Source organism: Streptomyces sp. NPDC104814, from assembly GCF_055583185.1.
Window position 1 is genome coordinate 1,056,990 of sequence record NZ_JBVJOL010000001.1, and the last position, 12,593, is coordinate 1,069,582.

Annotated in this window: 11 protein-coding genes; 9 read left to right on the plus strand and 2 right to left on the minus strand. The window is 68.4% G+C overall.

Annotation, left to right across the window (positions count from 1 at the left end; all coding sequences use genetic code 11):
* Positions 1-7: 7 nt before the first annotated feature.
* The gene (locus tag ACZ64A_RS04455) at positions 8-619 is read right to left on the minus strand and encodes a TetR/AcrR family transcriptional regulator (RefSeq protein ID WP_469808142.1); all 612 of its coding nucleotides are present in this window, start codon (positions 617-619) and stop codon (positions 8-10) included.
* A gap of 213 nt (positions 620-832) precedes the next feature.
* On the opposite strand from ACZ64A_RS04455, the gene ACZ64A_RS04460 reads away from it, so the two are divergent.
* The 9 genes from ACZ64A_RS04460 (at position 833) to ACZ64A_RS04500 (ending at position 10,195) form a co-directional block, all read left to right on the plus strand.
* Complete coding sequence (locus ACZ64A_RS04460) at positions 833-1,732, plus strand: phytanoyl-CoA dioxygenase family protein (protein WP_469808143.1); 900 nt, start codon at positions 833-835, stop codon at positions 1,730-1,732.
* Between the two features lie 17 nt (positions 1,733-1,749).
* A complete protein-coding gene (locus ACZ64A_RS04465; protein WP_469808144.1) occupies positions 1,750-3,390 on the plus strand; it encodes an MFS transporter in 1,641 nt (546 codons plus the stop codon).
* 52 nt (positions 3,391-3,442) lie between these two features.
* Positions 3,443-4,138 carry a transporter gene (locus ACZ64A_RS04470; RefSeq protein ID WP_469808146.1) on the plus strand — a complete coding sequence of 232 codons (696 nt, stop codon included), beginning with the start codon at positions 3,443-3,445 and terminating at the stop codon, positions 4,136-4,138.
* 42 nt (positions 4,139-4,180) lie between these two features.
* Positions 4,181-5,536, plus strand: a complete 1,356-nt coding sequence (locus ACZ64A_RS04475) for an NAD(P)/FAD-dependent oxidoreductase (RefSeq protein WP_469808147.1) — start codon at positions 4,181-4,183, stop codon at positions 5,534-5,536.
* 97 nt (positions 5,537-5,633) lie between these two features.
* Positions 5,634-5,960, plus strand: a complete 327-nt coding sequence (locus tag ACZ64A_RS04480) for a hypothetical protein (RefSeq protein ID WP_469808148.1) — start codon at positions 5,634-5,636, stop codon at positions 5,958-5,960.
* A 146-nt stretch (positions 5,961-6,106) separates the two neighbouring features.
* Entirely contained in the window at positions 6,107-6,559 is a 453-nt protein-coding gene (locus ACZ64A_RS04485) for a DUF3761 domain-containing protein (protein ID WP_469808150.1), read from the plus strand.
* A 185-nt stretch (positions 6,560-6,744) separates the two neighbouring features.
* On the plus strand, positions 6,745-8,565 hold the full coding sequence (locus ACZ64A_RS04490; protein WP_469808151.1) for a TerD family protein: 1,821 nt from the start codon (positions 6,745-6,747) through the stop codon (positions 8,563-8,565).
* 611 nt (positions 8,566-9,176) lie between these two features.
* A complete protein-coding gene (locus tag ACZ64A_RS04495) occupies positions 9,177-9,539 on the plus strand; it encodes a hypothetical protein (RefSeq protein WP_352064295.1) in 363 nt (120 codons plus the stop codon).
* The gene (locus ACZ64A_RS04500) at positions 9,536-10,195 is read left to right on the plus strand and encodes a nucleotidyl transferase AbiEii/AbiGii toxin family protein (protein WP_469808152.1); all 660 of its coding nucleotides are present in this window, start codon (positions 9,536-9,538) and stop codon (positions 10,193-10,195) included. Before ACZ64A_RS04495 ends, ACZ64A_RS04500 begins: the two co-directional genes overlap by 4 nt.
* 725 nt (positions 10,196-10,920) lie before the next feature.
* Here the strand turns inward: ACZ64A_RS04500 and ACZ64A_RS04505 are convergent.
* Positions 10,921-12,309 (minus strand): hypothetical protein, encoded by a 1,389-nt coding sequence (locus ACZ64A_RS04505; protein WP_469808153.1) that lies wholly within the window; start codon positions 12,307-12,309, stop codon positions 10,921-10,923.
* Positions 12,310-12,593 lie beyond the last annotated feature (284 nt).

Consider the following 12,593-nt stretch of genomic DNA (forward strand, 5'->3'; position numbering starts at 1 on the left):
ACCGTCCTCACAGAGCCGCGGGCGCGGATCCGAGGCGAGCCGCGAGCCAGCTGTCGAGTACGGACACCGAGACGTCCATCTGCTCCATGGCCGCGGCGCGGTCCCCGTAGGTGAACCAGTTCAGGGCGAAGCCGTCGGCCAGGGTGGCGATGACATACGCGATCTGGTTGATGGTCTCCTCTTCGACCGGCCGGTCGGAGGCGGCGCCCCGCAGTACTGTCCGCACCGTTTCCAGAGCCTGGTCGTACACCGCGATACCGCGGCCACCGTGCTGACGCCCCGCCCAGCTGATGAGTTCCAGGGTGGCCGCGGTGAAGCTGGCCGAATCCAGATAGAACTCCATGACCCCACGCAGGAGTTGGCGAGAGGTGTCCATCAACTCCGCGTGCGGGTCACTGGCCTTGATCACCTCGCGGAACTTGCCGGCCACGAAGTCGTAGACATCGGCGAAGAGGTCCTCCTTGGAGTCGTAGCAGTAGTGCAGCATCGCCAGGTTCGCCTGGGCCTGCTCGGCAATCCGTCGGGTTGTCGCGCCCTCGATGCCGTGGGTCGCGATGACTTCCACGGCGGCGTTGATGAAGTCGCTGCGCCGCTGGGCGGCGGAGATCCGGCGTGCCACGTAACCCTCCCGTTGAGAGGCGCCCCACACAGTCGGACGCCTGATTAAGTCAAGACCCAGCTTAACAGTCACCTCTCTCTCAGGCCGAGACTTTCTTAGTCATACGTCTTGAACGGGTGACTAAGTTTGCTCTAGCGTATGAGCCCGATCACAGGACCTGCCCCCTCTCCGGTGCGGCCCCACCCCCCCTTCCTCCCAGAACGGACCCCTGTCATGACGAAGAACGAACTCGCGCGTCTCACTCCCGACGTCGCCGCGGACGCCGCGGTCGAGGTGATCATGCGCGACGGTGGCGTGATCATCGAAGGACTCTTCGACGAGACCACGATCGAAGGCATCAAGAAGGACCTGGACCCCGTGCTGGACGGGGTCGACACGGGCCGCGACGAGGTGTTCGCCGGCAACAGTACCAAGCGTGCGTGCGGCTTGTTCGCGCGGACCGAGCACATGGCGACGATCGCCCTGAACCCGTTGTTCCGAGGCGTCGCCGAGCGCATCCTCAGCAAGCCGATCCATGTCCACATGGGTGAGGAGTCGGTGCCCTTCCCCGCCGGGATGCACATCGGGGCGACGATGGCCATCAAGATCGGCCCGGGGCAGGGCTCGCAGCCGCTCCACCGCGATGACTCGGTCTGGCTGTGGCGCCACCCCGCCTACGGCCGCGAGGCCCGCGTGCAGATCATGGTGGCGGTCAGCGACTTCACCGCCGACAACGGCGGCACCCTCGTGATTCCCGGTTCGCACCTGTGGGACGACGAGCGCGCCCCGCGACTCGAGGAGGCGGTCCCGACGCAGATGAAGGCCGGCTCGGCGCTCATCTGGATCGGCTCCACCTACCACGGCGGTGGCCGCAACATCACCTCGGACGAGTACCGCTTCGGCCTGTCGACGGGCTACGACCTCGCGTTCCTGCGCCCCGAGGAGAACCACTTCCTCACCTACACGCTCGAGCAGTTCCGGTCGTTCCCCGAGGAGATCCAGCGAGCACTCGACTGGTCCTCGGAGCACTACGTCGGCTGGGTCGAGGTCGATGGGCAGATGTCCGACCCCAAGGACCTGCTGAGCCGCGACGACTACACAACCATCGGCGCCGGGCTGCCCGGCCACTCCTGAGAAAGCCGGCCAAGACCATGGACGCCCAAGGAATTCTCGGCCGGACCGACGCGCAGGCTCCGGCCCGGGTCGCGGCGGACAAGAAGGCACTGATCGCTGTCGCCGCCCTGCTGGCCACCGTGACGAACGCTGTGGCGTTCATGGTGCCGCCGCTCCTGCCCGTGATGACCTCCAGTTACGCGCACAACTCGGTGAGCGCCGCGACCTGGATCTTCAGCGCGCTGACGCTCGGCGGCGGCGCCGGATTCGTGCTGATCCCACGGCTGACCGACATGCTCAGTGAGCGTGCGATGGCGTTGCTCGCCGGTGGTTTCCTCGTGGGAGGCGCACTGATCGCGGCGATCGTCGACAACTACCTCGCCCTGGTGATCGGATCGGCGCTCCTCGGCTTCGGCAACGCCGCCCAGCTGCTGCCGCTGAGCTTCCTGCGCCGGCACTTGCCCGGCAACGGCGTGTCGACGGCGGTCATGGTCCTCATCATGGCCACCGGAAGCGGTGTGGTGCTGGGCATGGTGGGCGGCGGCATCTCCGTGCGGATCTGGCCACTGCCCACCCACCTCAACGCGGACGGCTCGCTGCCGAGCCTGTCGATCGCACCCTTCTACTACATCCTGGCCGCGCTCTTCGCCCTCACCACCGCCGCCCTGCTGGTGGTCGTGCCGAACTCTCCGCCGCAGTCCAAGGGCCGCCTGGGCGTCGTGAACACGATGTGGCTGATCGGCTGGGTGGCGCTCGTCCTGCTGCCCCTCAGCGCGCCGCCGGACAGCGCCATCGGCGAGAACAGCGCGGTGATCCTCCTCGTCGGCGTGGCCGCGGCCATCGCCTGGGTCTTCGCGGAACGCCGTTCCACGAAGCCGGTGTTCGACATCGGGGTGCTGCGCACGCCCTACGTCACCACGGCCTGCCTGTCGGCCGGGCTCTTCGGCTGTATCGACGCCGCGTTCCTGGTGCTGGCCAACTACTACGTCCAGACCCCGAACGGCCTGCCCGTCTCGGCCGACGGCGGAGTGACGGGCTGGTCGACGAGGTTCGCGGAGTACGGCCTGTCCTACGACCCGCTGAAGACGAGCCTGATCATGCTGCCGTTCGCGCTGACGATGTTCATCAGCGGCAAGTACTCGGAGAGGCTCATCGCGCGCGGTCGCCCCGGCGCCATCCTGACCGGCGGCGCCGCGGTCTGTGCGGCCGGGCTGCTGTTTCTGGCCGTTGCTCACGACCGGCCGTGGGAGTACGTCGTCGCCTCGGGCGTCATCGGCCTGGGAAGCCGGGCCGGTTACAGCGCCGCCTTCGCCATACCGCAGTTCGTCGTCCCGGAGGAGAAGGCGGGCATGGCGGCCGGAATGCCCGGCACGGTCATGGCCATCGGCATCGCGATCGGTGCCGCGGTCGTCACGATCCTGCTGAACGCCTCCGGATTCGTGTACCACTCGACGGACGTCGCCGGCCTGACGGCCGGACAGCTGAGCCCCTCACTCGTGAACCTCAAGGCGTCGGACTACCTCCTCGACGGCGCTCACATGCCGAGCGCCCAGGCGTACACCACGGCCTACTACGTCTCACTCATCTTCCCGGCGCTGGTCATCCTCGCGACCGCGCTGTCGCGACTGCGGCACAAGGGTGGCTTCAGGGCCGTGCTCGAACAGCACACGGCCGGCTGACCGCCGGGCCACTCACCAGCACATCGGGCCCCACCTCAAAGGAGCGAGAACCATGAAGGAACTGCTCTTCATGCTGGCCGATCTCTGGATGATCTTCGCCGGCTTCGTCTTCGGATGGAAGTTCATCCGACGGTACGGCAACTACCTGCTCGGCCTGGAATGGATGATCGTCGCCACGTCCGGCTCGAACTTCCTCCTCTGGTCCCTCCTCGGAGGCGACCCGGGCAGCTTCCTGTACAACATCGCGTATTTCTTCGACGCCTTCTCCAGATCGGTGGGCATCACCCTGATCCTGGTCCTGGGCCTGATGCGCGTCACGCACCGGTACAAGCCGACCCTGGCGGCCGACATCGGCGCGTTCGCTCTCGCCATCGCCGCCGGGCTGTACCTCCAGCAGTTCCGCGGCCATGAGCTGCACGTCGGCCCGGCGACGTTCTACGTCATCGTCAACGCGCTCACGACCCTGTTCCTCGCCTGCTTCGTGCGGCGGCTGTGGAAGATCCGCGCCAAGGGCCCGGCCATCGCCACGGCGCTCGCCACCGCTGCGGGGACCGCCATCGCCATCACCTACGACTTCTTCCCGATCTCGGGAGACGACGAGTACCGCACCATCTTCTACACCCTCGCTCTCGCCACGTGGGGGACCCAGCTCTTCGTGTACTTCCGCTCGTACCGCGCACTGCACGACCACAACGTGGCCACGGGTGCGGAGCCGGCTCCGCACGAACAGAGCGTTGCTCGGGCCTGAGCGCCACACCAGGGACCAGAGCACGCTCGGAAGGAACCATCGATGAAGACCGACAACGTGGAGTACACCACCTTCACCGGCTGGGTCGATCCGCCGGCAGACATCCAGCCGGCCCTGACCGGCGACCTCACCTGTGAGGTCGCGGTGGTCGGCGGCGGCATCGGAGGCATGTCGACGGCGCTGCGACTTGCCGAACGCGGTCAGCAAGTGGTGCTCCTGGAGGCCGAGTTCTGCGGACACGGCGCCAGCTCCCGCAACGCGGGGCAACTGGCGGGTGCTCCGGGCGGAGACCTCCAACTCCTCGATCTGCTCTACCGCAAGAGGATGCCCGGCATGATCCGCCTCGCGGAGCACGCCGCGCACCACGTGGAAGACCTCATCAAGACGCACGGCATCGACTGCGACTACGAACCGACGGGCAACTGCTTCGCGGCGGTGTCGCGTGGACAGATGGGCCGGGTGCGCCGTGTGACCAAGATCCTGAAGCGCGCAGGCTGCCAGGTGGAGCTGGGTACGAGCGAAGAGCTCGGAATCCCGCGCGGATTCCTCGGCGGGATGCGTGAGCTGGTCGGGGGACTGATGAACCCCGGCAAGTTCACCCTGGGATTGCGCCGCGCACTGCTCGGCACGTCCGCGCGCGTCTTCGAGCAGACGAAGGTCACCGACGTCACGCGCGACGGCGACCATGTGGTCCTCACCACGGCGCGGGGCCAGGTGCGGGCGAACAACGTGGTCCTGGCGACCAACGCTTACGCCGGCGAGTGGGAGATCACCCCTCCCCGGCTCTCCGTGCCCATCTACGTCATCGAGGTGGAGACCGAACCCATCGAGCCCGCCCGGCTGGCCGCACTGGGGTGGACCAGTCGGTCGGGACTGGTCACCCAGCACGCCATCATGGAGAACTACCGGCTCACGCCGCGCAACACCATCGTGTGCGGCGTCCGACGGCTCGAGCGGGGCACGACGTACCCCCTCCCCGAGAAGACACCGGATCCGAAGCTCGTCGAAGAACTCGCCGAAGCCTTCGCGACGCGGTTTCCGGCCCTGTCCGACATCGCGATCGAGCGTGCGTGGGGAGGATGGATCGCCATCACCTCGTCCTGGCTGCCGCTGGCCGGGCAGATCGAGGACAACGTCTTCTACTCGATCGCCTGCAACGGCCACGGGCTGGCGCAGGCACCCTATGTCGGGACCCTCATCGCCGACCACATCGTCGACGGCGAGCGGCACGAGGACCTCGAGGAACTGTGGAGGAAGGAACCGAAGTTCCCTCGCCCGATGATGATGAGCCCGCTGGGACTGCGCACCCTCTGGGCGGTCGACCGTTTCAACGATCTGATCAACGGAAGCCGGCGCAACGCCCGTCGAGGCGCGGCACCTGTGGCCGGACGGTTCTGACCGGACCGACCGTGACGAGCGTGATCTTCGCGGCCGCCGTCGGTCTCACGCACGACGTCTTCGCGCGCGACGAGCGCTCGGCCGCCACACCCGGCCGGTGCGGGTCCTGCGCCTGACCGTTGTCGTCCTGGGAGCCCTGGCCCTGACGCTGTCCGCGGCCGCCCACCGCTGCGTGGCCCCGACGCTCGTCTACTCGTTCTTCTGGAAGGGGTTCAACTGCCGAGGACTGCTGTGGTGCTGCGGGGGGTTGATGCTGTGCACCGTCCTCACGCTGTTCTCTCCCACCGTGTCGGGATCCGCGTACGCGTTGCTGCCGGGCGCGGACCTCAACTGGTACCCGTTCCGCACCCCCGGCCTGATCTCCGTACCGGTGGCGTTCCTCCTGGGGTGGCTCGGCAGCAGACACTCGGACTCAAGTGTGTAACGGATGTGTGTGCGTTACAGGGAATTTTTGTAAAGTGCTCAACTGACCGGGCCATGACGTCCGGATGTTCCGTAGTGGGGGGTCGCCACGTGAGTCAGAACCAGCCCGGTCCGCCGTGGGCCATTCGCCCGCCGGAGCCTGTCCGCATGCCTGACATCCGCCCGTTGCACAAGCGCAAGCGCGTGTGGGCCGGCGGATTCGCACTGTTCGTCATCGGTGCCACCATCGCGGGTGCAGGCTCCAGCGAGGCCAGTCCCAAGCCGAGCCCCACAGTCACCGTTACCGTGACCGCGACCGCGACCCAGACGGCCGCGCCGGCTCCCACGGTCACGGTCTCGGTCACCGAAACGGCCACGCCGCAGCCCACGGTGACCGTGACCAAGACGGTCACCCCCGCGTCAACAGCGACCCACCGGTCGAGTTCGGGCTCCTCCGGTAGCGGGGGCGGCAGTGCGTCGGGAGGCTCCTCCGACTCCGGTGGCGGAACGTCCGACTCGGGCGGGGCTACCGCCCTGTGCAACGACGGCACGTACAGCTACGCAGCACATCACCAGGGCGCCTGCTCGCACCACGGCGGTGTGGCCGTCTTCTACAGATAGAAGATGAGGCGCCTGGCACAGCCGGCCGAGCCATGAGCGGCAACTCGGCCGCGCCGCCGTAGCAGGTGGGTGCGGGGTGCCCTGGCCGGTGGAACCCGGATCACAGCAAGGATGCAGAGGACACCATGGCTTTCGGCTTCCGCGTAGGTGTGCCAGGGATGAGCGTGCGGGTCTCGACTCGGGGCGTGCGCGCATCCGTGGGACCCAGGGCCGCGCGTATCAGTGTGGGCAGCGGTGGCACGCGGATCTCCTCCGGGATGGGTCCGCTCTACGCCTCGAGCTCGCTGGGCGGAGGACGCCGTACCGGCACGATCCGCACGAACCGGCGGCGGACTGGAGCCCCTTCACCGGCGCAGCTGGACCGGGCCCGCCGCCAGGCCGAACGGGCTCAGCAGGAGGCACAGCGCGACGCCGCGATCGCCGAACTACGAGAGCTGCGGCGGCAGACGACCAGCGTTCACCTTCAGTCCTTCACCCCCATCAGTTCGCCGGTGGTGCCGGGACCCCCGCAGCTGAGCCTGGCCTGGGCTCTGGCGGAGGCACAGGCCCATCATCTCGCCGGGTTGGGGATCTTCGCCCGCTCCGAGCGTGCTGCCGCCAAGCAGCGAGCAGAGGCGGACGCGCCGGTCTATCTCGCCGCCGAAGAGGCCCGCCTGCACAGTGTCCACCAGCGGCTCGTCGCCGAGGCCGACCAGTGGTGGCGGTGCCTGCTGGCCAACGACGAGCACACCGTGTGCGAGATGGTCAACTACGCCTTCTCCGACAACCCCGCCGCAGGCTGCGCGGTGGGAGTCGACGACTCGGTCCTGTCGGTGGTGATGCGGCACCAGGACATCGACACGCTGCCCGATCAGACGCCCGGTCTCACGCCCAGTGGGCGCCCCACCCTCAAGAAGCTCACCAAGAAGGACCGCACCCTGTGGTGGCTCACCTCCATGGGGTCGAACGTCGTCGCCACGCTCAAGGAGGCGTTCGCCGTGGCGCCCGGGATCACCGCCGTCAACCTCGCCGTCCTCACCCGCTTGCCCGACACCCAGCGGCTCGGCTTCGTTCTGTACGGCCACTGGACGCGCCAGGCCGTCGAAGCCGGGCCCTGGCGGGACGAGAACGACGCGCTGCGGTTCCTCGACATCGGTCAGGACGTCACCTGCGCGGTCACCAGCACCGCTTCCGGGAACCTGTCCAGCACCATCAAGCCTTTGGACACCATGCGGCTTCCCGGGCTGCAGAGTCTCCTCGACCACGCCCAGGACGACCCAGCCCCGGGTGACGCCACTCTGGCCGGCCTGGACGGCGACCTCCGCGCCAATGTCCCCGACGTGCACTCCACTCACTCACCGGATCACTACCGCATCCGCCCTTTCGCCGAGTGGAAGAGCGAGGCGACCCTGTCGCCGCCTTCCATCGCCCCGGGCCACACCGGCACGATGGCGGGCCTCGCACCCGCGCCGCCGAGCCACGCTCGTGCCATCGCGCTCGCACCGGGACAGAACCTGGTACTCCCGGACGAAGCCCTGCAGGGAATGCACATCGCCTTCGGCTTCGCCGGCGCCGACGCCGACCTCACGCTGTTCCTGACCGACGCGGGCGGCAGGGTCACGTGCGATGAGGACTTCATCTTCTACAACCAGCCCTCGGCTGCCGGGGGCGCCGCCCGCCTCCTGGGCAAGCAGACCGAGGGCTCGTATGCAGTGGACCGCGCGGACCTTCACCCCGCCGCGCTGCCCCAGCACATCCAGCGCGTCGCCATCGCCGTCACCATGGATGTCGCCGCCGGCCTCACCTGCGGCGCCCTGACTCACGCCGCCCTGCACGTGACCTGTGCCTCCGGGACGGCCTGGACCTTCCAGCCACCCGTCGACCCTGACATTCGCGCCATGGTCGTTGCCGAGCTGTACCGGCACACCGTCGGCGGCCAACCGGTGTGGAAGCTGCGCGCGATCGGTCAGGGCTGGGCCGATGGTCTGGACGGACTGGCCCGCGCACACGGTGTCGACATCGAGTAGCGCTGCCCGGCGTCTCCCAACGGGAGTTTCGTCAGCATCAGTCCTGGTGGGAACTCCGCTCGGCGGAGCCAAGCGATGTTCCTCACAGTCTGCGAGTCCGGTGCGCGCCGGCGGTAGAGTGAACACCGCCCTTGACCTGCACAAAGCAGGCAGGGAGCCGTCTTTCGGGAGTCCGACATGCTGCGCACCATGTTCAAGTCCAAGATCTAGCATTTTGGTGTTTTTGCAGGTCAGAGGCTTGTTGGTCCCGCTCAGGTCAGCAAACGGTCAGCATCGGGCGCGGGAGCGTCCCCACTTGCTGACCAGGTGGCCGCCATGACGGGTGCCTCGGCAGGTCTCTGGCTCCCACCGAAGCCGCAGCCGGTCCGACCGCGGCGGCCCTCCGCGTGACCTGATGCGTCATGATCACCCGCGCCCGCAGGCGGGCTGGTCCGGGCGTGCAAGGCAGCCGGTTGCCGCGCCACCTGGGGGCCTGCACGGGTAGGCGAGGATGCGCTGAGCGCCCACTGAGTGAGATGTCCGAGGGAAGGGGGGCGGCGCCCGCCCCGTACGTACGACAGGGGAGCCCCGTATCCGCCATGCCGCCGCCTCCCAGCAGCGATACTGGATGCATGGACACGACGATCACCGCGCCCCGCGCCGAGGTGCTGCGGGACCGCTACCGCAGCCGGCTGCCCGAGCGCTTGCAGGAGCTGACCGGCCCCATCGAGGGCGACGTGAACCTGCCGCTCCACATCGTCTGGTCCGGGCGGACGAGCTACAGCCTGGACCGTCCGAAGTCCCGCATGACGCTCTACCGGACTGTCCTCGCCGAAGGGCTGCGCGAGGACCTGGTGGCCCTCCTGCATCACCGGCTACTCGCCGAGCAGTGGCCCGTGCTGCGGCGCTTGATCAGTCCCTATATCCGCGAGGTCTGGGAGGACGCCTTCCCCGAGCTGCTCCACACCGGTCCGGCCGACACGACCGCCGCGTGAAGCTCACTCCCCTCCACGAGCGTCTCCTCGCCGACATCCTCGACCTCGGCTCCCCTTACCCTCTGGTCCTCACCGGCGGATACGCCGTGCAGGCCCACGGCCTGGTCGAACGCTTCAGCCGTGACCTCGACGTCGCCACCGAGAACCCCGCTCCGATGCAGGAGATCGTCGCCTCACTCACAGCCGGCCTCAGCGCGCGCGGATGGCGGACCACGCACGTCCAGAGCGATCCGCTCAGCGGCCGGTTCCTCGTCACCGATCCGGACACCGGCGAGGAGTGCGAGGTCGACGTCCTCAAGGAGGCGTTCTGGGCTCCGCCTGCCCAGACCCTCTACGGCCCCGTTCTTTCCCTCGACGACGTGATCGGCACCAAGGTCCGTGCCCTCGCCGACCGCGGCACCGTCCGCGACCTCATCGACGTCCAGGCTGCCTCCCGCCACCGCTCCACCGCCGACCTCGAATCCCTGGGCCGTCGTCGCGCCCCTGACGAGTTCAGCCTCGAAGACCTCCGGGACCGGCTGATCGGCGCGGACTGGTACGAGGACGAGGACTACACCGCGTACGGGCTCAGCTTGCGGCAGATCGAAGAACTCAAGGCGTGGGCGCTGGAGTGGGCGGAGGATCTGGGTGCGCGCATCCAGGACGAGAACGCCTGAGAGGCAGTCATCGCGTCCATCCCCTCTACCGCCGTTGCAACGAGAGGACGCGGTGTAGCCAGCAGGTGTTCCAACCCGGAGTCGTCCACGGTGGGTGGCTGCCCTGCACGACGGATTTGCATGGCGGCCGAGCGATAGCCCGCAGTGGACTCACGGCGAAACCGGGGTGTGGTAACGGTCAAACATTGCATCCCGCTCCCATTCCCAGGCCCAGTCCGGGTCCCGACGGTGGAACTCGGTAACAGCCAGCTCGAAGAATTGGTCGGAAGGCTTCCGGCTGGATCCATTGACTACCAGCATCGATCTTGCACCCGCAGTCCAGCACGCCTCGTTGCCGATGCGCGGGCTGCGCGGAATCCGCTTGTCGTCCGACTCGGTCCACCGGACCGGTGCACATGCTCGATCAGTCCTGTCCGCTGCACATCGTGCTTGATGCCGTGAGCCTTGGCGTATTCGTCCAGATCGTCGATCACGAGAAGGCGGCTGGACCACTCCCCGGGCCATACGGCGTACAACGTGGACTCGCCGGCCACTGCCCGCTCGTACGCCGCTCGGTCACTGCCGTGGGTGACGCTGCCGTCCTTCGGGGCGGGTGAGCAAGGCCATGCTCTGTATCGCCCGCGCCTACACCGTCACCGCGAGTCGAGGCCCATGCTCCTGGCCGTCATGTGGTTTGGTCGTCCGCCCAGAGGCCGTCCGGACGGACCTGTCGTCTCAGCGGTGCGTCAGCGAGACGAGCACGCGCAGGGTTCCTCGTTCTGCCCCGGCAGCAGCCGCAGGGCGAAGACGGAGCCGTCGGCGTGGACGGAGACCGGACCGCCCCAGTCCTTGTCGAAGGTGAGGCGGGGGCGGACGTGGCGGCTCGCGTGGACGAGGGCGCGGTACTCCTCGATGTCGCCCCTGGCGAGGAGTCGGAAGACCTCCTCGTCCACGCCGGAGAACGCCTCGACGCGGGGGCCGTTGAGGCGGAAAACGTGGTCGGTGCCGACGTACTCGTTGCCGAAGAGGGTGTGGACGGCGTCCTGGATGCTCATGCTGGCCGCGTGTTCGAGACCGGTGTAGCGTTTGCGGCCCTGCCGGTCGGTCAGGTGGCGGGCGGTGGCGTGGCCGGAGCCGGTGAAGGCCATGAGGCCCGCCGCGGTGGTGTGGGCCAGGGACTCCTGGAACCAGGCGTAGTCCTTCGGCTGCACGTGGCAGCCCCGTACGGGCTCCGGTGCCACCAGGCCCTCGGCCGGCGGATGGATGTCCGGCATCACGTTCGCCTGGAACGGCGGGGCGTTCCGGTTCGCTTCCCGGCCCTCTGCCGGGGACAGCCGACCGCCACTGCCCGGCGCCTGGAGGGCGTGGACGGTCATCGTGCCGCCGTCCGTCGGGAGTTGTGTGCTGAACAGCAGGCCGGGGGTCTCGTTCCACGCGCCGATGTGGACCGCTTCGACATGGGCCGAGGCGGAGGCCAGTTGCTCGGCGGAGGTGGCGGAGTCGCTGTGGTTGCCCTTGCAGGCGAGGGGGATGGCAAGGGACGGCTCGCCCGGCCGCCAGACCTCGGCGAAGTACTGGGGACGATAGCGGTACTTCACCTTCTCGCCCTTGTCCCTGCTGGTGAGGGCCCAGCCCGCGCGTAACGCCGTGTCGGCGGGGACGATCGTCACCGAATGGTCGGGGAAACGGCTGCGCAGCATGTGCTCGGCGAGCGTGAGCGCGAAGCCGATGCCGAGCTCGCTGGACTGCAGCGACTTGTAGTGGTCCGCGATGCGGTGGCCTTCGTCGGTGAGGCCGAGGAAGGAGTCACGACCGCCGGCCAGGGCCTGGGTGTACTTGAGTGCGCCCCAGTGCTCCGCCAGCCCCCGGCCCGCACCGCGCCACGACAGGGCAGTGGCCCGGGCGAGGGTATGGAGCACGTCCCAGAGGGTCACTTCGAACTGCCGGGGCAGCTCGGTCGGCAGGATCGGGACGAGGGCGGGCTTCCGGCGGAGCGGCTCGTCCTCATTCTCCTTGCGCTTCTCGTCGTCCGCCGCGATGGCGTCCTTCACCTTCCCGACGAGCGCGTCGTCCGAGTGGACGGAGAGGTTCGAGGGCTGGGTCAGGTCCTTGAGCACTTCCTCGGTCGGCTTCAACAGCTCTCCTTCACGGTGTGCGAGCGCGGTTCGCCATCGGCTGGACCGTACGGAAGGGAGGAGCGGCGCACGCAAGTGCGCAGGGGCGCGTGACCTGGACTTCGCCTCGGGCGGGAGGCAGGCAGCGAGCCGGCTTCCGGGGCGGCCGAGCGCCGACCGGCCGATGGCCAAAGGGACCGTGTTCCACGAACCAGAGCGATGTCGGTGCCCGGCAGGTCGGTGCGTGGAGGCACGTCGTCCGTGTGCAGGGTGGTCTCCCACACTCTTGATGGCGCATCAGGTAA